This is a genomic window from Microbacterium phosphatis, from assembly GCF_049177115.1.
GTDB classification, from domain to species: Bacteria; Actinomycetota; Actinomycetes; order Actinomycetales; family Microbacteriaceae; genus Microbacterium; species Microbacterium phosphatis.
This window is the reverse complement of the sequence record NZ_CP185370.1, coordinates 2452149-2475508: the sequence shown is the minus strand read 5'-3', so window position 1 is coordinate 2475508 and position 23360 is coordinate 2452149. Positions and strand designations below refer to the sequence as shown.

The window sequence follows — 23360 nt, the reverse complement described above, 5'->3', positions numbered from 1 at the left end:
AAAACCGCATTACAGGAACAAGGTCGACCCGCTGCGCGGGTCGCTGGTCCTCAGTGGAGCGGGTGGCCACGAGCGGTTACTAGCGTGCCGGCGCGGAGGGAACTGCGTAGGCGTGCGCGAACACGCAACCCACTACCCGAGCGAGGGGGATGCAGAGGCCATTCCAGTCGTCACCCAGGATGGCCACCTGACGGGTCGTGGGGCCGTAGTGCACAAGGCTGTTCCGGAGTTCGCGGACTCCAGCAGCAACACGTGTGGGGAGCGAGTCGGCCCCCTGGTCCCGGCCGAGCGAGACCGCCAATGCCGCTAGTTCGTCGCTGTTCACCGGCGGGAGCGCGAGGACCGCAGCCAATGCCTGGTCGTGGCGGGGATACCAGTTGAGCGTGTCGCCCAGCGCCTGCGCGACTTCTATCCAGGACCTGCCTGTCTCCAGGGTCTCAGCCAGCTCGGAAGCTTTCGTGTACGCGTACGTTGCCTCCAGGCACCGATACAACGCCAGGAAGAGACTTGATGGGGTGAGATCTAAGACCGCGCGGATCAGGAACTCGTACGGGAGTCCAGTAATACGTTGCTCCGCGAGCAGTACGAGCTCATCGGACAGTGCCGCGTTGATCCATCCGTTGCCATGAGCCCCGTGCCTTGCGCACGCTGCCAAGACGTTGGCGTGAAAGTAGTCGGCGCCAGCCGCCTCGGGATCAATCTCAAGCCCGGTGAGCCGAGGATAGAGCGCAGCGACGAGCTCCAACTCGTGACCCGGGTAGTCAGGAGCGCCCTTGCTTCCCGCTGCCACCACGTCGACAACTGCGGCGGGGCCAGCCGACGGATCGACCTCAAGATCCTCGAGCATCGCGACAGCAAGCCCAGGGGACACCTCGATCTCTCGAATGTGCGCGGTGGGCGCAAGATCGTCAGCTTCGAATCCGGCAAGCGCGAGCAGCTCGCCGCTCGCATGTTCAATCAGGGCAGCCGCCTGATTACGACCGAACTTCAGGTGCAGCACGCGTTTCGATGCGACGAGCGCATCATATTCATTCTCATCGAGGAAGATGTAGCGCTCGCCTTCTGGCACCGCCATGCCGCGGTCTGCTGCGTACTGCGTCAGCCGTCCGAAGATCGAGCTAGCAGTGTCCCTCGCGCTCCGCGACACTGCTATGCCGCCCGCCAGCAGATCTCCATGGAGGTCACGTCGAAATGCTCATCGATCAGGACCTTGAAGGCTTCCTGGAAGACTCCACGCTCGTAGCGACCGACCTGGCCGACGCGCTTGTCCAGCACCTCGCTCAGGACGTCCAAGCATAGGAAGTCGCTTAGCTCCTGCTCATTCATTCCGTCAAGCCTGGTGAGGAACGCCTGATGCTCGGCCTTGAGCTCATCGAGAGCTGCCGACTTTCGATCGGGCTCCCGGTCCTCCCCTGGACGGCCCATGATCTTTATGCCGAGCGCGACGGCAAAGCCGATGCGGGCCGGCTGGCGATCAAACACCTGTCGACCGCTAGTCAGCGCAGCCGCGTCTGTCGCCGCGGCCCGCGAGAACGCCTTGTCCAGATCGACCAGCATCCCAAGCACCTCGTAGAAGTGATCTTGGAAGTTGGCATCGTCCAAGTTCTCGACGAAGTCCAGGCGTGAGAACTCGTCGGAGACTTGCTCCTTAGTGTCGACCGCTGCCTTACGAAGGGAGAACGCCATGTACATCTGAACGATCGAGTCAAACCTCAGCTGCCCCGGACCGACCCGTCTCCCCGGGGCGTCGGGCGTGATCAGCTTCTCAATTGTCGGGACGCGGTGACGGAGCTCCGCGAGCATAGATGCGAACACGATAGAGATCTGACGATCAAGGGTCCATGGCACCTGGCCGGTGTTGAGCACCAGCATCCTATAGATCAGGGCGCGAACACTCCGTGTCAGCCAGAACTCGACGCGCATCGGCCTGTCGCGGACAGATTCGTCCATCTCGGTCGCAGCGAGCAAGGCGGCCGTGCGCTGCATGCCGTCGATGATCGAAACGTCTTCACCCGGCGCCCTGGAGAGGATGCTGCGGAGGTCGTCGAAGTCGGCGGGTGGCATGCGGTCGAATGTCTCTTCGTCGACGACCAAGCCAATGACGATTGGAGGCAGCACTGCTCCCTGGGCAAGGTCCGAGACCATCCGGTCGCGAATGCGACGTGCAGTGGTCGTGCCTAGAACAGCGCGTTGCCCTTCGATCCCGCCTTGGTGCGCGTGGGCGCGGTCGACGAGCTGCAGGTAGTCGCCGACCGGCAGCTCCGTCATGACCGAGTAGCAATCGGTTCGCGTGTCGTGGATCGCATTCACCAGAGTCATGCGCAACCCCTGTTCCGTCTCGGCAACAGCCCGTCGTTGACCGGCTTCTCGAGTACTCACTATGTCAGCCCATGGACTCATTGGATGCTCGCGGGGGCGCGGCCGTTCGGCGTTTCCGGGGCGGACGCAGCGGAGCGGCGCTCAGCCTACCGGCGCGTGGAGACCATCGTCGCTCGCGCGGCTAGTTCGTAGCACCGCCGACACAGGTTGCTGGCCAAGGGGGCGGCACCGGTCCGCTCGGCGCAGCGATGTCGGATAACGCGAGCGCGTGAGCACAGGGACAGCCGCCGGCAGGACACGTCGGGGGCGCTTCCGTGGAGTTTCGTCCAGGCGAATCGGTCGACATCTCTCAGGCCCTCCGCTTTAATCACGCGGCGTTCTCGCGCCAGGTCAATCTGGAACTCGGCGGAGAGTCCAACGTCTGCCTCCATAGGAGTTGATCCGCCGCTAGGGTGCGTCGGCTCTCATCGACGGGACGGAGCCCGGGCCGGTTGGCTGCAGGCGGCGTCGTACGCGCGCACCGTGAGCTCCTCTCGGATCCACGAGGCCGCGAAGAGCGCGAGATCTCCGAGGCCCGCGCCGACATGCTCGGAAGCGTTCGCCTCCATCCAAACTCGCCGTTGTTCGCGAAGCGAGGCGCGGGTCAGGCCGCTGAATGACCACCCTGGACGCTCCGTGGTAGGCCGGCTGATGCTGATCGTATGGCCGGCGTATCCGATGGAACTGTGCGCCTTCCCCGCACAGTCTCCGGGTCGCCCCGAGCACTTGGTACACCGCACGTCGAATCGAGCAGCCTTCCGTAGCCTCTGTACGAACGCAAAGCGCTCGGGTGGCGGATCGGCGGAGTCGCCGGGGTTGATGTCCTTGAGCGAGTAGTTCAACGCCTTCGACACGTAGCGTACGACCCTGGCGGCGGCCGCCGAGTCGCTCGGCATGGTGCCGGGCGCGTCGACGTGCCGTGACTTGATCTCCCGATCCTGCACTCCGCGTTGCCCCCAAGCGACCTGCTTGCCCGTCACCGGGTGGGCCGCCGTGGCTCGTCGCGCTACCGCCCCCAGCGCTTTCGCCGTAGTGAGTGAGGTCGACGGCACGCGCACGATGATGTGCATGTGGAGGGCCATCCGGGCTTGTACCTCACGTACCGCGCAGTACTCAAGGTCGGGTACTAGGTCCCGCATGGCAGAAACACTCGCATTCCACAAGCGGCCTAGACCGACGTGCCAGGCCACCTGCCCCGCGTAGTCGTACGCATCGAGGTCGACAGGGAGGCCGCGCAGATGGACATCCTCGGGCGAATGCGCCTTGCCGCAGTGGCACCGCCGTCGCTCGGCACTTGACTTGGGAACGCGGTGGATACGGCCGAACGAGGGCGCCGACATCGTGAGGAAGAAGTAGCGGAAGCCGAGCACGGGCTGTCCGTCGCTGTCGTAGATCCCGGATCGAGCGACCCTTGCCCAGTCTCCTCGGTAGAGTTCCGCGCACGACGGACATGCTGACGAGCGACGAGACTGGCAACGCACGTAGACGCCCTTGGAGACTTCGTAGGGCTTCGAGCAGAAGATCGAACGCAGGGTTTCGAGCGGGTCGGTAATTCCGTCCGCTGAGATTGCCTCGCCGGCCATGGGTGTGTGCCCCGCGTGTGCCCCCAGGAGGCACAACATGCACAAGATGCACCAGAATCCCCGACATCAACCACGAGAACTCGCGGGTTGCCGGTTGCTCGGAGCCTTAGGACGGAACTGCTCTTCCATTGAGCTACAGAGGCTGGCCCCGTCAGTCTACGGGGACGCACAGCACGGCGCCGCCCGGAGGAGCCGAGCGGCGCCGTGTGGTCTGCGCGTTACTGCTGGAGAGCGAGGGCGAATCGGACGCCCTCGTCAGTGACCTGAGCGTCGAGCACCTTGTCGTCCAGCTCGGAAGCAGCGATCTGCTCGAGGAAGACGCGGGCCGCAGCCTCCTCGACGATGGTGTCGCCCTCGGCGGGCGACGGAGCGAGCGTTAGCGCGTAGCCGTCCGGCGAAGCGCTGGTGCCCTGGATGCGAAGACCCGCGGTCTGCGCGTCCGGAGTCTGGGAGACGATCGTGCGCACCGCGTCGGCGGCGTTCTCGGTAAGCGTGAGCATCTGGCTCTCCTTTCCTCGGGCCAGCCACGCTTCCGAGAATCGCGGCCGAATGCAAGGCGATGATCCGATGCTCAGGTGATGCACACGTGGGTCAGAGCCCACACAAAAGTCGCCCCGCCCGGCGGTGCCGGACGGGGCGAAATCATTACTTGAAAGGGTCAGTGCGCCGCTTCGTACGCGTCGATGATCGTCGCGGGAACGCGACCACGCTCGGAGACCGTGTAGCCGTTTTCCTTAGCCCACTCACGAATAGGGCCATAATCGGTCTGGCCGGTGCGGCGACGGCCGCGGGCGGCGGTGGAATTGCCGGATCCGCCGGAGGACATACGACGCGCGGCGTCGATGTACTTCGTGAATGCGTCGCGCAGTGACTGCGCGTTCTGAGCGGTGAGGTCGATCTCGTAGCTCTTTCCGTCGAGGGCAAAGAGAACGGTCTCGCCCTCGCCGGGCTCGAGCACGGTGCCGTCGAGGTCGTCGACGAGCTGATGAACAATCTTTCGGGCCATGCGGCGATGATAGCGCGCATTCTCATGATTTAGCGGGGAGAGAAGTGCCCTGTGTGGGGAATGCGCGCAAAGGCGGATTACCGGATCCGGCGTGTTAAGGAAGCAGGCCCCATTTGCGCGCCTGCGCGACGGCCGCATGACGCGTCGATGCGTCCAGCTTCGCCATTGCGGCGCTCAGATAAGCCTTCACCGTCGCTTCGCGAAGGCCCAGGAGCGCCCCGATCTGCGCATTCGTCTCACCGAGACCCGCGCGCGCGAGAACATCGATCTCGCGCGGCGAGAGGCGCACCTGCGGGATCGGCTCCGTGCGGGGGGCCTCGGCGATTCCCGAGAGCGCGGCGAGCCGGCGCTCGACCTCCGCGAGCCGCTCACGGATCGCCGCATCGTCGATCGACTTCGAGATCGCGCGAAGCTCGGCGTAGCTCTCGCGCAGCTCCTCGCGCTGCACAGCGGAAAGGCTGTCGACGACGGGCGCATTCGCCTGCGCCAGCCGTCGGCGGGCGTCGTCGCGACGCGCGAGCTCTTTTGCGAGGTCGTCGGCCACCTGCACGGCGGGCGCGGCCGCGACGCCTCCGATGTCCCACCGGCCCCAGGCGCCGCCGTAGAGGACGCCCCGGGCGACGCCGTCGACGATCACCGGCGCCGCGATCAGCGTGCCGATGCCCTCGCCGAGGATGTACACGTCGTAGTCGTGCGTGATCTGGCGTGCCGTGCGGTAGTCGCCGGTCATGCGCGGCCGCAGCTCGACCATCGCCCGGCCCCCGAGCCCGCGCTCGGCGCGCACACTCAGCCCCGCCAGGGCGTCGGTGTGGGTGCCGTGGAAGGCGGTCATCCGGGCCACGCCGTTCTCGACGAGACCGCCGAAGGCCACGGGGAAGCGGGTGCGGCGCGCGAGCTCGCGCGTGGCGTCGGCGACGAGCCTGCGGTCCTGTGCGCGATCGTCGGCTCGCTCCTGCCGGGGATCCGGAGCGACCTGTTGCAGGTTCAACAGGGGTACCTACTTTCGGGGGTGACGGCCTCATCGCCGTCTTCGTAGCGTCGACGGTATCACCGGCCGTGTGCCTCTGCGCGCGGTGGTGGGATGCGGCGCAATGAGGCGCCGCGGTTCTCGACATGTGGCAAGGAGGCCTCGTGACAGACACGCCCCCCGGTGCCCCCACAAAGGGGAGCATCGATTACATCGCGGAGGAGAACTCTCCGCGATTTCGCGAATTGAAGCGCACCCACCGCTCATTCGTCTTTCCGCTCTCGGCGTTCTTCCTGATCTGGTACTTCGTCTACGTCCTGCTCGCGGGGTGGGCTAAGGACTTCATGGCGACGCCGGTGTTCGGCGACATCAACGTCGGTCTGCTGATCGGCCTCGGTCAATTCGCGACGACGCTGATCATCACGCTCTGGTATGTGCGATTCGCCAACACCCAGCTCGACCCGAAGTCGTCGGCCATCCGCGAGGATCTTGAGAATCAGGAGGCCGGGCGATGACCGTCTTCGCCGCCGCGGCGCAGACGTCGCAGAACAATCCCACGCTGAACATCACGATCTTCGGCATCTTCGTCGCGGTGACGATGTTCATCGTCATCCGCGCCTCACGCAACAACAAGTCGGCCGCCGACTTCTATGCGGGTGGCCGGTCGTTCTCGGGCACCCAGAACGGCTTCGCCATCGCGGGCGACTATCTCTCCGCGGCATCGTTCCTGGGCATCTGCGGCGCCATCGCCGTGTACGGCTACGACGGATTCCTCTATTCCATCGGCTTCCTCGTGGCCTGGCTCGTGGCCCTGCTGCTGGTCGCCGAGCTGATGCGCAACACGGGCAAGTTCACGATGGCCGACGTGCTGTCGTTCCGACTCAAGCAGCGCCCCGTGCGGATGGCCGCGGCCATCTCGACGCTCGTTGTGTGCTTCTTCTATCTGCTCGCGCAGATGTCCGGTGCCGGAGGCCTCGTCGCGCTCCTGCTCGGTGTGACCGACCAGATCGGCACAGCCGCCGTGGTCACCGTCGTCGGTGTGCTTATGGTCGGCTACGTGCTGATCGGCGGCATGAAGGGCACGACCTGGGTGCAGATCATCAAGGCATTCCTGCTCATCGCCGGCGCCGTCGTGATGACCGTCTGGGTGCTCGCCCTCCAGGGCTTCGACCTCTTCCACGCGGCCGTCGAGGCGTCGCAGCAGCAGACCTACCCGGAGGCCCAGGCGGCCCTCGGCGAGGCGATCGACAACGGCGCCTCCGTGCTCGGCCCCGGCCTGCAGTACAAGAACCCGCTCGACTTCCTGTCGCTCGGTCTTGCCCTGGTGCTCGGCACCGCCGGTCTGCCGCACGTCCTGATGCGCTTCTACACCGTCCCGACGGCCAAGGAGGCGCGCAAGTCGGTGGTGTGGGCGATCATGCTCATCGGCGGCTTCTACCTGCTGACGCTGGTGCTCGGCTTCGGCGCCGCCTCGCTGGTCGGCGCCGGTACGATCCTCACCTCGCCCGGTGGGGTGAACTCGGCGGCCCCGCTGCTCGCCCAGGCGCTCGGCGGACCGGTGCTCATGGGCATCATCTCGGCCGTCGCCTTCGCCACGATCCTCGCGGTGGTGGCGGGCCTCACGATCACCGCGGCGGCGTCGTTCTCGCACGACATCTACAACGGCGTGATCAAGCAGGGCAAGGCGACCGAGAAGCAGGAGCGCAAGGTCGCCAACATCACCATCCTGGTGATCGGCGCCCTCGCCATCGTCGGCGGCATCGCGGTGCTCGGGCAGAACGTGGCGTTCCTCGTCGCGCTCGCCTTCGCCATTGCGGCGTCGGCCAACCTGCCCACCATCCTGTACTCGCTGTTCTGGCGCGGCTTCACCACGCGCGGCGCCGTGTGGAGCATGTACGGCGGCCTGATCGCCGCGATCGTGCTGATCGTCCTGTCGCCGGTGTTCTTCGGCGGCCCGACCAGCGTGCTCAAGACGGGGGAGGGGACGGCGATCTTCCCGCTCAGCAACCCCGGCATCATCTCGATCCCCGTCGGCTTCCTGCTCGGCTGGCTCGGGTCCATCACCTCGAAGAAGGGTGCGGAGGATCCGCGCCTCGCCGCCGAGATGGAGGTCCGCTCGCTGACCGGGTACGGCGCCGAGAAGGCGATCGAGCACTGATCCGCTGATCCGGATCGCACCGGGCGCCGGGCGAGAAGCGGCCTACACGCTTCCCGTCCGGCGCTCGGTCGTCTCCGCCGCGCTACGACCAGACGCCGCTGGTGCCGCGGCGATGGCTGCCGACCAGGTGGGTGTCGACGATGCCGACCGCCTCCATCAGCGCGTACATGGTCGTGGGGCCCACGAAGCGGAACCCGCGGCGCTTGAGCTCCTTCGACAGCGCGACCGATTCGGGCGAGGTCGTCGGGATGTCGGCGTGCGAGCGCGGAACGGGCGTCTGCAGCGGGCGGAAGCTCCACACCAGCTCGGCCAGCCCGCCTCCCGCCCCGACAGTTCCGCGCAGCGCGACCGTGGCGCGGGCATTGCCGATCGTGGCCAGGATCTTCGCGCGATTGCGCACGATGCCGGCATCGCCCATCAGCCGCTCGATGTCGTCGTCGCCGAAGACGGCCACGGCATCGGGGTCGAAACCGGCGAAGGCTGCACGGAAGGCCGGACGCTTGCGCAGGATCGTCGCCCACGAGAGCCCGGACTGGAATCCCTCGAGACAGAGGCGCTCGAACAGCCCCTGCTCGTCGCGGATGGGCATTCCCCACTCGGTGTCGTAGTACGCCTGCAGCAGCGGATCGCGCGCGGCCCACAGCGGCCTGCCCCGCCCGTCGGCGCCGATCACCAGGTCAGTCGAGGCGGCGATGTCGGTCAAAAGTCGTCTCCGTTCGGGGAGGTGCGGGCGGGGATCGCCACGGAGGGCTGCACGCCTCGTTCGAGGTCGATGAGGAACCGCTTGTTCTCGGGTCGCCCGCCGTATTCGCCGATGGATCCGTCGCCGCGGATGACCCGGTGCACCGGCACCACGATCGAGAAGGGAGTGGTGCGGCACGCCGTGCCGACGGCCCGATGGGCGCGGGCGCGCCCGGCCCGCTCGGCGACCTCGCCGTATGCGGCGGTCTCGCCGTAGGGGATGCGGCAGATCTCCTGCAGCGCGTCGCGGCCGAACCCGCGGGTCAGGCCCCAGTCGATCTCGACATCGAAGGTCTGGCGCTCTCCGTCGAAGTACTCGTCGAGCTGCGCGAAGAGGGCGGCACCCGAGCCGGGAATCTGCTCGGGCACCACACCGTGCTCCTGCGCCAGCATCTCGAGCACCCAGCGGTCGGTGTCGTCGGCCACGTGCAGCGCGAGCAGGCCGGCGTCTGAGAACACGGCGGTCACCAGGCCGATGGGCGTGGTGCCGAGGTCGTAGCGGAGGGTCACGCCCCCATCCTGACGCGTGTCGCCGACACCGGACGCGTCCTGTCGGCGCTGGTGATCGATCCGATCCGGATCCGAACCTGTGGACGAGAGGGGCGCCGCCTACCACGCAGCGGGACGACACGCGCGACCCAATCCGGCGAAACTCCGCCGCACCCGCACGGTATAGGGGACACCCGCACCTAGCCTGACTCTCGTGTGGCGAACAGAAGGCAGCGCCGCGGTGGATCGCATCGTGGCGGATGACACGGTGACCATCGTGACCCCGACCGACCTCGGCCTGGCCGAGCCCGGTCTCGTCGTCGCGCACGTTGCAGACCCCGAACGCGAGCGCCGGCGCGCGGTCGCGGCGGATCTGGGCGGCCCGTCGCCGCTCCTGCACTTCCCCTTCGAGACCACACGGCCCCCGGGTGCCGAGGCGGCCGAGGCGGGCATCGACATCACCAAGGCCCACCCAGGGAGCCTTCCGCAGTTCATCACGGGCAAGTCGACGCTGCTGTCGAACCTCTTCCGCGACGAGGTCGCCCTGCGCACCGCGCGTCTGGCGGCCGAGCGGATCACCGCGAAGCACCTCGAGCTGCGCACGGTGCGCGGCATCGACGCCGTCCGCCTCGGCGTCGGCATGGCGGTCTGGCGGGTCGCCGACGAGGAGTTCGCGGCGCCCGTGCTGCTGCGGCCGCTCGCGATCCGTCGCCACCACAGCGACTTCGAGCTGAAGCTGCACGGTCAGTTCAGCGTCAACCCCGAGCTCGTCCGGGCCGCCCGCGACCACTTCGGGATCGAGCTGGACGGCGACGCGCTCGCCGCGCTCGCCTACGGCGAGGGCGTGTTCAAGCCGCAGCCCGTCATCGATCACCTCCGCGCCGCGCTGGCCCATGTCGACACCTTCTCGGTGCGCCCGCGCCTGATCGTGTCGACCTTCGCCGACGTGGGCGGCGCGATGGCGCGCGATCTTGTGAACCTGGATCACCCGATCCTGAACGCGCTCGCGGGGCACCGCGAGGACCTCGCCGCGCTCACGGCGCGCGTCAGCCCCGCCGCGGTGACCAACCCCGACGAGCGGGCTCCCGCGGCCGACACGCTGCTGCTGGACGCCGACGCCGAGCAGGAGGCCGTGCTCGCGCGGATCGTCGCGGGCGAATCGCTCGTTGTGCACACGCTTCCCGGCACCGGCGGCACCCAGACCGTGATCAACGCGGTCGGCTCGCTCGTCCGCGCCGGCAAGCGCGTCCTGGTCGTGAGCGCCCGTCGCTCCACCCTCGACGGCGTGCGTCACCGTCTCGCCGGCATCGGCCTCGACGGTCTCGCCGTCTCGCCGACGGATCTGCGACGCGACCTGATCCGCGCGATCGGTCGCAACGAGAAGGCCGAGCAGCCCAAGGTCGCCGAGGTCGACGACGCGCTGGTGCGCCTGCGCACCGTGCTGCGCGACTACCGCCGCGCGCTGACCCGCACCCACGACCGCCTCGGCGTCTCGGTCCTCGACGCCACCCGCGCCCTCACCAAGCTCGCGTCCCTGCCCGAGCCGCCCTCGACGGCGGCGCGCCTCAGCATCCGGGCGCTCGAGGCTCTCGCGAAGGATCGTGTGTCCGCGGCGAAGACGCTGGCGATGGCCGCGCGTCTCGGCGAGTTCAAGGTCGGCCCGGACGACTCGCCGTGGTACGGCGTCACGTTCGCCACCACCGAGGACGCCCGCCGCGCCCACGAGCAGGCCGGCAAGCTGCACCACAAGAGCGTACCCGAGCTGCTCGAGCGCGGGTACGAGCTGATCGCGCAGACGCGTATGCGTCCGTTCACGACGATCGACGAGCTCGGCGAGTTCCTGCGACTGCTCCACGGCATCCGCGACTCGCTCGACCGCTTCAGCCCGACGGTCTTCGAGCGCCCGCTGGCCGACATGATCCGCGCCTACGGCCCGCGTCGCGACGCGGGCATGACGGCCGCCAATCGTCGCCGCCTGAAGAAGCTCGCGAAGGAGTACCTCCGCCCGGGCGTGCACCTCGCCGACATGCACGAGGCGCTCGGGCGCATCCAGCACCAGCGGGCGCAGTGGCAGAAGCTCGTCGACGTCGGCACGATCCCCGACATCCCCCTCGGTCTGGCCGACGTGCAGGTCGAGTGGCAGCGTGTCGAGGCCGAGCTCTCGGATCTCGACCGCGCCCTGGGGCGCGGGTCGCGTCTGGCGGCCATGCCCGTCCAGCGCCTGGTGCGCACCCTCGCCGGCCTCGCCGCCGACTCCGAGGTCTTCGACAACATCGTCGAGCGCGCCGAGCTGCGCTCCGAGCTCGCCCGCCTGGGGCTCGAGCCCCTGCTGACCGAGCTGTCCGTGCGTCACGTCGACGAGGAGCGCGTGGGCGAGGAGCTCGAGTTCGCGTGGTGGCAGTCGGTGCTCGAGCACCTGCTGCAGCACGACCGCTCCCTGCTCGGCGCCAACACGTCCGTGGTCGACCGCCTCGAGCGCGACTTCCGCCTGGTCGACGAGGCGCACGCCGCCGCGTCCGGTCCGCTGCTGGCCTGGCAGCTGGCCGCCCAGTGGCGCATCGGCATCGTCGACGAGCCCGTCGAGTCGGCCTCGCTGCGCCGCGCCCTCACGCAGGGGCAGATCACGCCCGAGGGGCTCGCGCAGGCCGCGCCGACGCTGAGCCGCGTCATCGCCCCGGTCTGGATCGCGTCGCCCTACGAGGTGCCGCTCATCCCGGATCACCCGTCCTTCGACGTCGTCGTGGTCGCCGATGCCGGTGCGATCGGCACCACCGAGGCCGCCCCGGCGATCCGTCGCTCGCGCCAGGTCGTGGCGTTCGGCGACCCGGTGACGCAGCGCCCGACGCCGTTCGTCGTGGCCGCCGTGGGCGAGCCGTCGCCGGAGGCCGCGGTCGAGCGCACCAGCCTCTTCGAGAGTCTCGCCGAGATCCTCCCGGTCGCGACCCTCACCCGCAGCTACCGCGCCGGTGGCGAGGATCTCGCCGAGCTGGTGAACGACGCCTTCTACGGCGGCGAGATCGTCTCGCTGCCGTGGGCGGGCTCGTACCTCGGGCGCGGAAGCCTCTCCGTCGACTACGTCGAGGGCGGCAACGGCGCACCGGACCCGGTCACCGGATCCGTCGAGAGCCCCGATGCCGAGGTGGCTCGCGTGGTGACGCTGGTCGTCGAGCACGCGATCAACCGCCCCTCCGAGTCGCTGATGGTCGTCACGGCCAGCCGCCGCCACGCCGAGCGCGTGCGCTCCGCGGTGATGGCCGCCTTCGCCGGCCGCGCCGACGTCGCCGACTTCGTTGCGCGCGAGACGGCGGAGCCCCTCACGGTCCTGACGCTCGAGGAGGCCACGGCCGAGAGCCGCGACCGCGTGATCTTCTCGCTCGGCTACGGTCTCACCAAGCACGGCCGTGTGCTCAGCGACTTCGGCGACCTGTCGACCCCCGATGGCGAGCGTCTGCTGACCGTCGGCATGACGCGCGCGCGCCGCTCGATGGTCATCGTCTCGTCGATCCGGCCCTCCGCCTTCGACGAGGGCCGCCTCGAGCACGGGGCGGCGACACTTATGGGCATCCTCGGCGCCATCTCGGCCCGCGGCCGCGAGGCGCGCCTCGAGGACCTGGCCGACCCACTGACCCTCGCCCTGGCGCGCGAGCTGCGTCGCCTCGGTGTGGCCGTCGACGTCGACTACCGCGGCCTGCTGCCGCTCGTCGCCCAGCACGGCGGCAAGGCCGTCGTCGTCGAGTCCGACCCGGAGTCGCGTGGCGAGTCGCTCCGAGAGTCGCTGCGTCTGCGCCCGCACGTGCTGCGCCGCCTCGGCTGGCACTACATGCGTGTGCACGCGTTCGACCTCTACAGCGACCCCGCGGCCGTGGCCGGGCGGATCGCGTCCGTGCTCGGCGTCTCGCCCGAGGCGCCGCGGGTCGAGGGTGACACTCAGCCTCTTTCGCTTTGATGGCGCGATGGACGAGCAGCCCCGCCAGAAGGTCGTGCGTGTACGCGGATCGCGTCGCGCGCAGCTGACGCCGGTCGCGGGCACCCTCACCGACTCCGAGGCCGAGGCCACCCTCCGGGGGCCGAGGAAGCCGGCTCCCTCGACGGGCGACCGGGGGCCGAACGACGAGCGCCTGCGGCAGGACGTCCCTCCCCACTACTGATCCGCCGCTGCGGCTGCGGCCGCGCCGCGTCCGAGAAGTGGCGGCGAGTGTCGCGCACGAAGAAGGCCGCCCCGGATGATCCGGAGCGGCCTTCTCGACGAGTGCGGCGGTCAGTCCCTGCGCTGCGCGGCGAGCAGGTCGCGGATCTCCGCGAGCAGCTCCTCCTGCGTGGGGGCGGCCGGTGTCTCGGCCTCGACGACGCCGAGGCGGGCGGCGCGGAGCTCGGCCAGGCGGTTCATCGGCACGATGAGCGCGAAGTACACCACGGCGGCGACGGCGAGGAAGTTGATCACGGCCGAGAGGATCGCGCCGATGCCGAAGTGCACCTCGGCGAACAGGCCGGGGAACGTGATGACCCAGCTGCTCAGGTCCCCGGTCGGGACGAACGCGCCGATCAGCGGGTTGACGACGTTCTCGACCACGGCGGTGACGATCGCGCCGAATGCGGCGCCGATGATCACCGCGACCGCCAGATCGATCACGTTGCCGCGGGTGATGAAGGCTTTGAATCCCTGAAGCATGCGCTGTCCCCTCCTGCCGGCCGTGCGGCCGCAGTCCATCCCATGAGGCGCCCGGATCGGGCGCTTCCGGGCTAAATCATGCAGGAGTGGACGAGCCCGCGCCAGCGCCCACGCCGGAGGAGCCACGCGAATCGGTGCGATAAAAGCCCGATCCGTTGAACGTCACGCCGACGGCGCCGTACTGCTTGCGAAGGTCGCCGCCGCACTCGGGGCAGACCGTGAGCGTGGCGTCGCTGAACGACTGGACGATGTCGAAGGCGTGCCCGCACGTCTTGCAGGCGTAGGAGTAGGTGGGCATGCGTCCTCTTCGGGTGACGGATGGGGCGCTCGCCGCTCCGCGGAGCGGGGAGGAGCCTCAGGATCGGGTCGGCAGCTCGACGGTGCGTGTTGGGGTCACGACCCCGGTCACCGGCTGGTCGTGCACGTCCTGCGGCACGCTGTCGACCAGTTCCGAATCATAGATCACCGCGTATGCGGGGGGCCTGCGGGCCATCGAGCCGAGGGTCTTGTCGAAGAAGCCGCGCCCCCAGCCCATCCGCATCCCCGACCGGTCGACCGCGGCCGCGGGCAGGATCATCAGGTCGACGTCGTTCACGGCGATCGGGCCCAGCAGCTCGCCGACGGCCTCGGGCACGCCGAGCGCGCTCTGGATCTCCCCACCTCCGGCCTGGGCCACGGTCCAGTCGAGCAGACCGTCCTCGCGCATCACCGGAAGCAGCACGCGGATGCCCCGCTCGATGGCCCCGTCGATGAACAGACGGGTGCCGGGCTCGGTGGGGGAGGACAGGAAGCACGAGACGCTGCGTGCCCCCCGCGCCTCGAGCAGCGCGTCGAGCTGGGCACGGATCCCCTCGGCCGCCGTCGCGCGCTGCGTCTCCGACAGCAGCTGGCGCCGCTCGCGCAGTTCGGCGCGCATCGCGCGCTTGGCCTGGTCGAGGCTGTCCGTCATGCGATGAGTCTAGGACGGGAGGGGTTCTCCGCCCCGAATCCGGGTACCTGTGCACCTCGCGGCTCCCGGTTTCGCGGGGCTCTGTCGCCTAGGATCGGAAGATGCAGACCCCGCAGATCAAGGCAGTCATCCCCGCGGCCGGACTGGGTACGCGATTCCTCCCGGCCACGAAGGCCACGCCGAAGGAGATGCTCCCGGTCGTCGACAAGCCGGCGATCCAGTACGTGGTGGAAGAGGCGGTGGCCGCGGGCATCCGCGACGTCCTCATGATCATCGGCCGCAACAAGAACGCGCTGGCCAACCACTTCGACGCGGTGCCCGAGCTCGAGACGAAGCTGCTCGACAAGGGCGACGCCGAGCGCCTCGAGCGCGTCCAGGCATCGACCGACCTCGCCGACATCCACTTCGTCCGCCAGGGCGAGCCGAAGGGCCTCGGTCACGCGGTGCTGCGCGCGCAGGCGCACGTCGGCGACGCGCCGTTCGCCGTCATGCTCGGCGACGACCTGATCGACGAGCGCGACGAGCTGCTCACGACGATGATCTCCGAGCAGGCCAAGCGCGGCGGCATGGTCATCGCGCTGATGGAGGTCGACCCCGACAGCATCCAGATGTACGGCTGCGCCGACGTGGAGGCCACCGACACCGACGGCGTCGTCAAGGTGAAGGGGCTCGTCGAGAAGCCCGCCAAGGAGGACGCCCCGTCGAATCTGGCCGTCATCGGCCGTTACGTGCTCTCGCCCGAGATCTTCCCGATCCTCGAGCGCACCGAGCCGGGCAAGGGCGGCGAGATCCAGCTGACCGACGCGCTGCAGGAGTACGCCGCCGATCCCGAGGGGGCCGGCGTGTTCGGCGTGGTGTTCCGGGGCCGTCGCTACGACACCGGCGATAGGGTCGACTACATCAAGGCGATCGTTCGTCTCGCGGCAGATCGCGACGACCTGGGACCGGAGCTTCGGCCGTGGTTCAAAGAGTTCGCGGAGACGCTGTAAGCCACCGCCGATAACGGCAGAGCCTCGTAAGGAGCCGGATGGACGGTCTCGCCCCGCGCCAGCATGGGCCGATCTCCATCCGGCTCGTTCGTCCCCGGGACGCGCGGGTCCTGCAGAGCGAGCTCGTCAGCAACCGCTCCTGGCTGCGCCCGTGGGAGGCCACGAGCCCCGGCGGGCCCGGGCCGCTCGACATGCGCGGAAGCATCCGGCGCCTGCTGCAGCAGTACCGCGACGGCCAGGGCGTCCCCTTCGTGATGGAGTACGAGGGGCAGATCGCCGGCCAGCTCAACGTCTGGGGCGTCGCGCGCGGCTCGCTGTCGTCCGCGACCATCGGGTACTGGGTGAGCGAGCGATTCGCCGGCAAGGGCATCACGCCGACCGCCGTCGCCCTCGCGACCGACGTCTGCTTCAGCGAGCTGCAGCTGCACCGGATGGAGATCTGCATCCGTCCGGAGAACGCCGCGAGCCTGCGTGTGGTGCAGAAGCTCGGGTTCCGCTACGAGGGGCTGCGCCGCCGCTACATCCACATCGACGGCGACTGGCGCGACCATTACGCGTTCGCGCTCGTGCGCGAGGACGTCCCGGATGGGGTCCTGCAGCGCTGGCTGTCGGGCCGCGCGCCCGAGCACGCCGCCGACATCCCTCCCGTGGATCGCGTATCGGGCTGATCCGCCGTCTGTGACACGCCCACAGGATCCGCGGGAGTTCTTGTCGACTCCCGCTACCGTGGGTCGCATGGGTGGGCAGATGATGGGCGGTGGCGTGATCATCGCGGTCGCGGCCGTGCTGTGGCTCGTCTACCTGCTGCCGTCCTGGCAGAGCCGGGCGCAGTACAACGCGGCCGAGCGCAACGCCGTGCGACTCAACCAGGCCCTCCGCGTGCTCGCCGAGACGAGCGAGACGCCCGAGGAGGTCCGGGTCGAGCTCACCGCCCGCGAGGCGGCCGCGAAGCAGAAGCTCGCCCGTCGCCTCCAGGCCGAGCAGAGCCGCCTCACCCTCGAGGAGAGCCGGCTGCAGGCTGATCAGGATCTCCTCGCCCTCGAGCAGAAGCGCCGCGAAGTCGTCGCTCGGCGCCACGCCCCGGAGGTGCGACAGGCCAAGGCCCGGCGTCGCGTGCGTCTCGCCGCCTCCGTCCTCGCGCTGATCGGCATCGCCGTCGCGGGGCTCGGGGCGTGGGCGCTCATCGCCGGCGCCGGCGCCCTCTGGCTCGCCGTCGGCGGCACCACGTCGCTGATCGGCGTGGTGGCGCTGCAGCGTATGGCGTCCGTCCAGGCCCGCGCCGGTCGCCGCGAGGCGCCGGTGGCCGCGCCCGCAGCGGCGCGTGTCCGCGTGGCCGCGCCCCTTCTCGACGAGGGCGACCGCGGCTGGGTCCCTCGTTCGCTTCCCGCGCCCCTCACCACCACGGCGGGTTCGCGCGCCCAGGCCGCACGCGCCGAGGTCGAGGCGCGCGAAGCTCTGCGTCGCGCCGCCGAGCAGGAGGCCCTGCGCGCCCGCGCCGAGCAGCTGCGTCCCGCTCCGGTGCCGATCGAGACCAAGCGGGTGGAGCCCGCGGCCTCCGCGTACACGCGCATGGGCTACGTCGACGACGCCGAGATCGAATCGCACGTGCGCGATCTGCTCGCGCGACGCGCCTCCGCCTGACGGCTCTCTCGACGCGCCCGGGCGGCGGCCCGAGTGCGGGAGCCCTCCGTGGTTCTGGTAACGTAGTCCGAGTTCACGGGCCCATGGCGCAGTTGGTAGCGCGTCTCGTTCGCAATGAGAAGGTCGGGGGTTCGAATCCCCCTGGGTCCACCGAGAACAACGAAGAAGACCCCCGCCGGCGGCGGGGGTCTTCTTCGTCTCCCGGGTGACCATCGCCTGTGGCGAGCGAGTGCCGACGGCCTCGGGCCCGCCGGCTCGCGGCATGCGAGACCCGGAGGCGTCGCGGGCTGATCCGGCCGCGACGCTCTCCGCTGTAGAGAGCTGGAGCGGGAGCCGCGACGGCGGGGAGGGCGACACGCCCGGGAGGGGGCCCGCCTTGCCCGCACCCCCGGATCGGCGTAATGTATTCCCTTGTCGCCGCCAAGCGGTGAGGTTGAGCCGGAAGGTTCCCACCCCAGGTCTGCGACACCAAAACAACACCAACTCAGGATTCATTCAGCATATGAATGATTATCTGTACAGGTTGCCCCGGAGGGCTGCGGCGGGAGTCGCAGGGCTGGGAGCATCCGATCCTTGAGAACTCAACAGCGTGCACTTGTCAAATGCCAAATAACCTCGTCGGCCGACTTTTGTCGGTTCGGCAAGATTCCTTTGGATCAATTTTGGAAGTCAGTAATGACATCCGTTTTGGTCAGCATCAAACTCGTTGCTTCCCCGTTTTCCCGGTGGTGGCAGCATTGTTCTTTTACGGAGAGTTTGATCCTGGCTCAGGATGAACGCTGGCGGCGTGCTTAACACATGCAAGTCGAACGGTGAAGCAGGAGCTTGCTCTTGTGGATCAGTGGCGAACGGGTGAGTAACACGTGAGCAACCTGCCCCGAACTCTGGGATAAGCGCTGGAAACGGCGTCTAATACTGGATATGCACCAGGAAGGCATCTTCTCTGGTGGGAAAGATTTTTTGGTTCGGGATGGGCTCGCGGCCTATCAGCTTGTTGGTGAGGTAATGGCTCACCAAGGCGTCGACGGGTAGCCGGCCTGAGAGGGTGACCGGCCACACTGGGACTGAGACACGGCCCAGACTCCTACGGGAGGCAGCAGTGGGGAATATTGCACAATGGGCGGAAGCCTGATGCAGCAACGCCGCGTGAGGGACGACGGCCTTCGGGTTGTAAACCTCTTTTAGCAGGGAAGAAGCGAAAGTGACGGTACCTGCAGAAAAAGCGCCGGCTAACTACGTGCCAGCAGCCGCGGTAATACGTAGGGCGCAAGCGTTATCCGGAATTATTGGGCGTAAAGAGCTCGTAGGCGGTCTGTCGCGTCTGCTGTGAAAACCCGAGGCTCAACCTCGGGCCTGCAGTGGGTACGGGCAGACTAGAGTGCGGTAGGGGAGATTGGAATTCCTGGTGTAGCGGTGGAATGCGCAGATATCAGGAGGAACACCGATGGCGAAGGCAGATCTCTGGGCCGTAACTGACGCTGAGGAGCGAAAGGGTGGGGAGCAAACAGGCTTAGATACCCTGGTAGTCCACCCCGTAAACGTTGGGAACTAGTTGTGGGGGCCTTTCCACGGTCTCCGTGACGCAGCTAACGCATTAAGTTCCCCGCCTGGGGAGTACGGCCGCAAGGCTAAAACTCAAAGGAATTGACGGGGACCCGCACAAGCGGCGGAGCATGCGGATTAATTCGATGCAACGCGAAGAACCTTACCAAGGCTTGACATATTCGAGAACGCTGCAGAAATGCAGAACTCTTTGGACACTCGTATACAGGTGGTGCATGGTTGTCGTCAGCTCGTGTCGTGAGATGTTGGGTTAAGTCCCGCAACGAGCGCAACCCTCGTTCTATGTTGCCAGCACGTAATGGTGGGAACTCATGGGATACTGCCGGGGTCAACTCGGAGGAAGGTGGGGATGACGTCAAATCATCATGCCCCTTATGTCTTGGGCTTCACGCATGCTACAATGGCCGGTACAAAGGGCTGCAATACCGCGAGGTGGAGCGAATCCCAAAAAGCCGGTCCCAGTTCGGATTGAGGTCTGCAACTCGACCTCATGAAGTCGGAGTCGCTAGTAATCGCAGATCAGCAACGCTGCGGTGAATACGTTCCCGGGTCTTGTACACACCGCCCGTCAAGTCATGAAAGTCGGTAACACCTGAAGCCGGTGGCCTAACCCTTGTGGAGGGAGCCGTCGAAGGTGGGATCGGTAATTAGGACTAAGTCGTAACAAGGTAGCCGTACCGGAAGGTGCGGCTGGATCACCTCCTTTCTAAGGAGCATCTGGCACCAGTTCTTCGGAGCTTTGGTGTCCAGGCGCCAGTCCGAGACCGAATGTGTCTCGCTGGTAGCTCATGGGTGGAACATTTGACATGCCGTCAGCGCTGCTGACTGGAACTAGTACGACTCGCTTGCGGGTTGGGAACGTTCTGGTGAGCGAAGCGGGTCGGCTGCACGCTGTTGGGTCCTGAAGGACCGGATCATTTCGATCCCTCCTTCTGGGCCTCTTCTGGTCCCTGCCGTTGGTGGGGGGAGGGAGGGGTTCCGCCCGTACTTTGAGAACTACACAGTGGACGCGAGCATCTTTAAAGATAGCGAACGTAGATCATTTATGGTTTACGGCTCATGTGATTTCAAGTCTTTAAGAGCAGACGGTGGATGCCTTGGCATCTGGAGCCGAAGAAGGACGTAGCAATCTGCGATAAGCCTCGGGGAGCTGATAAGCGAGCCCTGATCCGAGGATGTCCGAATGGGGAAACCCCGCCAGGATCAACACCTGGTGACTCCCGCCTGAATATATAGGGCGGGTAGAGGGAACGTGGGGAAGTGAAACATCTCAGTACCCACAGGAAGAGAAAACAACAGTGATTCCGTGAGTAGTGGCGAGCGAAACCGGAAGAGGCTAAACCGGGCGTGTGTGATAGCCGGCAGGCGTTGCACGTTCGGGGTTGTGGGACTCACCTGACTTTTCTGCCGAAGAGTCGACGTGACAGCAGCGTATAGACGAACGGTCTTGAATGGCCGGCCAGAGTGGGTGGAAGCCCCGTAGTCGAAATGCGTGTGCTGGCGTGGAGAGTATCCCAAGTAGCACGGGGCCCGAGAAATCCCGTGTGAATCCGCCAGGACCACCTGGTAAGCCTAAATACTCCCAGATGACCGATAGCGGACAAGTACCGTGAGGGAAAGGTGAAAAGTACCCCGGGAGGGGAGTGAAATAGTACCTGAAACCGTCTGCTTACAAACCGTTGGAGCACCCCTGGTAGGTGTGACAGCGTGCCTTTTGAAGAATGAGCCTGCGAGTTAGCGATACGTGGCGAGGTTAACCCGTGTGGGGTAGCCGTAGCGAAAGCGAGTCTGAATAGGGCGATTCAGTCGCGTGTCCTAGACCCGAAGCGAAGTGATCTATCCATGGCCAGGCTGAAGCGACGGTAAGACGTCGTGGAGGGCCGAACCCACTTAGGTTGAAAACTGAGGGGATGAGCTGTGGATAGGGGTGAAAGGCCAATCAAACTTCGTGATAGCTGGTTCTCTCCGAAATGCATTTAGGTGCAGCGTTGCGTGTTTCTTGCCGGAGGTAGAGCTACTGGATGGCCGATGGGCCCTACAAGGTTACTGACGTCAGCCAAACTCCGAATGCCGGTAAGTGAGAGCGCAGCAGTGAGACTGTGGGGGATAAGCTTCATAGTCGAGAGGGAAACAACCCAGACCACCAACTAAGGTCCCAAAGCGCGTGCTAAGTGGGAAAGGATGTGGAGTTGCTTTGACAACCAGGAGGTTGGCTTAGAAGCAGCCACCCTTGAAAGAGTGCGTAATAGCTCACTGGTCAAGTGATTCCGCGCCGACAATGTAACGGGGCTCAAGCACGCCACCGAAGTTGTGGCATTGACATTTATAGGTAGGCCTTCGTGGTCCAGCCGTGTTGATGGGTAGGAGAGCGTCGTGTGGCGAGTGAAGCGGCGGTGTGAACCAGCCGTGGACGCCACACGAGTGAGAATGCAGGCATGAGTAGCGAATGACGTGTGAGAAACACGTCCTCCGAAAGACCAAGGGTTCCAGGGTCAAGCTAATCTTCCCTGGGTAAGTCGGGACCTAAGGCGAGGCCGACAGGCGTAGTCGATGGACAACGGGTTGATATTCCCGTACCGGCGAAGAACCGCCCAAGCTAATCCAGTGGTGCTAAGCGCCCGAAACCATTCATCGTCGCCTTCGGGTGACACCGGGTGGTGGAGCGCGCGACCCCATGCTGGTGCGGTTAGCGTATTAACAGGTGTGACGCAGGAAGGTAGCCCATGCCAGGCGATGGTTGTCCTGGTGCAAGTGCGTAGGCCGAGAGATAGGCAAATCCGTCTCTCATTCAGGCTGAGACACGATGCGGATGAAAAGTGGGTGATCCTATGCTGCCAAGAAAAGCATCGACGCGAGGTTCCAGCCGCCCGTACCCCAAACCGACTCAGGTGGTCAGGTAGAGAATACCAAGGAGATCGAGAGAATCGTGGTTAAGGAACTCGGCAAAATGCCCCCGTAACTTCGGGAGAAGGGGGGCCCAGCTCGTATTAGGACTTGCTCCGAAAGCGTGTGTGGGCCGCAGAGACCAGTGGGTAGCGACTGTTTATTAAAAACACAGGTCCGTGCCAAGTCGCAAGACGATGTATACGGACTGACGCCTGCCCGGTGCCGGAAGGTTAAGAGGACCGGTTAGCCGCAAGGCGAAGCTGAGAATTTAAGCCCCGGTAAACGGCGGTGGTAACTATAACCATCCTAAGGTAGCGAAATTCCTTGTCGGGTAAGTTCCGACCTGCACGAATGGCGTAACGACTTCCCAACTGTCTCAACCGCGAACTCGGCGAAATTGCATTACGAGTAAAGATGCTCGTTACGCGCAGCAGGACGGAAAGACCCCGTGACCTTTACTACAGCTTGGTATTGGTGTTCGGTGTGGCTTGTGTAGGATAGGTGGGAGACTTTGAAGCAGTGACGCCAGTTACTGTGGAGTCGTTGTTGAAATACCACTCTGGTCACTCTGGATATCTAACTTCGAACCGTGATCCGGTTCAGGGACAGTGCCTGGTGGGTAGTTTAACTGGGGCGGTTGCCTCCCAAAATGTAACGGAGGCGCCCAAAGGTTCCCTCAACCTGGTTGGCAATCAGGTGGCGAGTGTAAGTGCACAAGGGAGCTTGACTGTGAGACTGACAGGTCGAGCAGGGACGAAAGTCGGGACTAGTGATCCGGCAGTGGCTTGTGGAAGCGCTGTCGCTCAACGGATAAAAGGTACCTCGGGGATAACAGGCTGATCTTGCCCAAGAGTCCATATCGACGGCATGGTTTGGCACCTCGATGTCGGCTCGTCGCATCCTGGGGCTGGAGTAGGTCCCAAGGGTTGGGCTGTTCGCCCATTAAAGCGGTACGCGAGCTGGGTTTAGAACGTCGTGAGACAGTTCGGTCCCTATCCGCTGCGCGCGTAGGAAGTTTGAGAGGATCTGACCCTAGTACGAGAGGACCGGGTTGGACGAACCTCTGGTGTGTCAGTTGTCCTGCCAAGGGCACCGCTGATTAGCTACGTTCGGGATGGATAACCGCTGAAAGCATCTAAGCGGGAAGCCGGCCTCAAGATGAGACTTCCATACCTTCGGGTGAGAGGCTCCCAGCCAGACTACTGGGTTGATAGGCCAGATGTGGAAGTGCAGCAATGCATGCAGCTGACTGGTACTAATAAGCCGATGACTTGATAACACCTCGCTTTCCTTTGAAGCGCCCGCGTCCACTGAGTGGTTCTCGATGTACGGTCGAGAATCAGCAACACACATTTTCATAG

At 66.1% G+C, this 23360-nt stretch carries 18 protein-coding genes, 1 tRNA gene and 2 rRNA genes; 10 read left to right on the top strand and 11 right to left on the bottom strand.

The window, feature by feature from the left end; all coding sequences use genetic code 11:
- Positions 1-79: 79 nt before the first annotated feature.
- The 6 genes from ACOKGD_RS11755 to ACOKGD_RS11730 all read right to left on the bottom strand — a co-directional run bounded on the left by ACOKGD_RS11755 (position 80) and on the right by ACOKGD_RS11730 (position 5935).
- Positions 80-1075, bottom strand: a complete 996-nt coding sequence (locus ACOKGD_RS11755; RefSeq protein ID WP_342337777.1) for a hypothetical protein — start codon at positions 1073-1075, stop codon at positions 80-82.
- Between the two features lie 74 nt (positions 1076-1149).
- Positions 1150-2319 carry a hypothetical protein gene (locus tag ACOKGD_RS11750; RefSeq protein ID WP_342337778.1) on the bottom strand — a complete coding sequence of 390 codons (1170 nt, stop codon included), beginning with the start codon at positions 2317-2319 and terminating at the stop codon, positions 1150-1152.
- A gap of 464 nt (positions 2320-2783) precedes the next feature.
- Positions 2784-3941 (bottom strand): replication initiator, encoded by a 1158-nt coding sequence (locus tag ACOKGD_RS11745; RefSeq protein WP_342337779.1) that lies wholly within the window; start codon positions 3939-3941, stop codon positions 2784-2786.
- Positions 3942-4159: 218 nt separating this feature from the next.
- Positions 4160-4441: a Fe-S cluster assembly protein HesB gene (locus ACOKGD_RS11740; RefSeq protein ID WP_342337780.1), complete on the bottom strand. Its 282-nt coding sequence runs from the start codon at positions 4439-4441 to the stop codon at positions 4160-4162.
- A 158-nt stretch (positions 4442-4599) separates the two neighbouring features.
- Positions 4600-4947, bottom strand: a complete 348-nt coding sequence (locus ACOKGD_RS11735; protein ID WP_342337781.1) for a histone-like nucleoid-structuring protein Lsr2 — start codon at positions 4945-4947, stop codon at positions 4600-4602.
- Positions 4948-5041: 94 nt separating this feature from the next.
- Positions 5042-5935 carry a helix-turn-helix transcriptional regulator gene (locus tag ACOKGD_RS11730; protein WP_342337782.1) on the bottom strand — a complete coding sequence of 298 codons (894 nt, stop codon included), beginning with the start codon at positions 5933-5935 and terminating at the stop codon, positions 5042-5044.
- A gap of 143 nt (positions 5936-6078) precedes the next feature.
- Between ACOKGD_RS11730 and ACOKGD_RS11725 the strand changes: the two genes are divergently transcribed.
- Both ACOKGD_RS11725 and ACOKGD_RS11720 read left to right on the top strand, forming a co-directional pair.
- Complete coding sequence (locus tag ACOKGD_RS11725; RefSeq protein WP_421355047.1) at positions 6079-6429, top strand: DUF485 domain-containing protein; 351 nt, start codon at positions 6079-6081, stop codon at positions 6427-6429.
- The gene (locus ACOKGD_RS11720) at positions 6426-8072 is read left to right on the top strand and encodes a solute symporter family protein (RefSeq protein ID WP_342337784.1); all 1647 of its coding nucleotides are present in this window, start codon (positions 6426-6428) and stop codon (positions 8070-8072) included. Before ACOKGD_RS11725 ends, ACOKGD_RS11720 begins: the two co-directional genes overlap by 4 nt.
- Before the next feature lie 82 nt (positions 8073-8154).
- Here the strand turns inward: ACOKGD_RS11720 and ACOKGD_RS11715 are convergent, their stop codons facing one another.
- Positions 8155-8766 carry a DNA-3-methyladenine glycosylase I gene (locus ACOKGD_RS11715; protein WP_342337795.1) on the bottom strand — a complete coding sequence of 204 codons (612 nt, stop codon included), beginning with the start codon at positions 8764-8766 and terminating at the stop codon, positions 8155-8157.
- 5 nt (positions 8767-8771) lie between these two features.
- Entirely contained in the window at positions 8772-9323 is a 552-nt protein-coding gene (locus ACOKGD_RS11710) for a methylated-DNA--[protein]-cysteine S-methyltransferase (RefSeq protein WP_342337785.1), read from the bottom strand.
- Positions 9324-9555: 232 nt separating this feature from the next.
- On the opposite strand from ACOKGD_RS11710, the gene ACOKGD_RS11705 reads away from it, so the two are divergent.
- The gene (locus ACOKGD_RS11705) at positions 9556-13248 is read left to right on the top strand and encodes an AAA family ATPase (protein ID WP_342337796.1); all 3693 of its coding nucleotides are present in this window, start codon (positions 9556-9558) and stop codon (positions 13246-13248) included.
- A gap of 7 nt (positions 13249-13255) precedes the next feature.
- Positions 13256-13450 carry a hypothetical protein gene (locus tag ACOKGD_RS11700; protein WP_342337786.1) on the top strand — a complete coding sequence of 65 codons (195 nt, stop codon included), beginning with the start codon at positions 13256-13258 and terminating at the stop codon, positions 13448-13450.
- A gap of 110 nt (positions 13451-13560) precedes the next feature.
- On the opposite strand, the gene mscL is transcribed toward ACOKGD_RS11700, so the two are convergent.
- From mscL to ACOKGD_RS11685, 3 genes are all read right to left on the bottom strand, one after another.
- The gene (gene mscL, locus ACOKGD_RS11695; RefSeq protein ID WP_342337787.1) at positions 13561-13971 is read right to left on the bottom strand and encodes a large conductance mechanosensitive channel protein MscL; all 411 of its coding nucleotides are present in this window, start codon (positions 13969-13971) and stop codon (positions 13561-13563) included.
- 76 nt (positions 13972-14047) lie between these two features.
- Positions 14048-14269, bottom strand: coding sequence for an FmdB family zinc ribbon protein (locus ACOKGD_RS11690; RefSeq protein WP_342337788.1), 222 nt, complete (start codon positions 14267-14269; stop codon positions 14048-14050).
- Between the two features lie 57 nt (positions 14270-14326).
- On the bottom strand, positions 14327-14920 hold the full coding sequence (locus ACOKGD_RS11685; protein ID WP_342337789.1) for a 5-formyltetrahydrofolate cyclo-ligase: 594 nt from the start codon (positions 14918-14920) through the stop codon (positions 14327-14329).
- A gap of 101 nt (positions 14921-15021) precedes the next feature.
- Between ACOKGD_RS11685 and galU the strand changes: the two genes are divergently transcribed.
- The 6 genes from galU (at position 15022) to ACOKGD_RS11655 (ending at position 23278) form a co-directional block, all read left to right on the top strand.
- Entirely contained in the window at positions 15022-15909 is an 888-nt protein-coding gene (gene galU, locus ACOKGD_RS11680) for a UTP--glucose-1-phosphate uridylyltransferase GalU (RefSeq protein WP_342337790.1), read from the top strand.
- Positions 15910-15947: 38 nt separating this feature from the next.
- Positions 15948-16577: a GNAT family N-acetyltransferase gene (locus tag ACOKGD_RS11675; RefSeq protein WP_342337791.1), complete on the top strand. Its 630-nt coding sequence runs from the start codon at positions 15948-15950 to the stop codon at positions 16575-16577.
- A 67-nt stretch (positions 16578-16644) separates the two neighbouring features.
- Entirely contained in the window at positions 16645-17550 is a 906-nt protein-coding gene (locus ACOKGD_RS11670; RefSeq protein ID WP_342337792.1) for a hypothetical protein, read from the top strand.
- Between the two features lie 77 nt (positions 17551-17627).
- Positions 17628-17700: transfer RNA gene (locus ACOKGD_RS11665), tRNA-Ala, on the top strand.
- Positions 17701-18294: 594 nt separating this feature from the next.
- Positions 18295-19819: ribosomal RNA gene (locus tag ACOKGD_RS11660) — 16S ribosomal RNA — on the top strand.
- Between the two features lie 359 nt (positions 19820-20178).
- Positions 20179-23278, top strand: a 23S ribosomal RNA gene (locus ACOKGD_RS11655).
- The 16S and 23S rRNA genes sit together here, the layout of an rRNA operon.
- Positions 23279-23360: the final 82 nt, after the last annotated feature.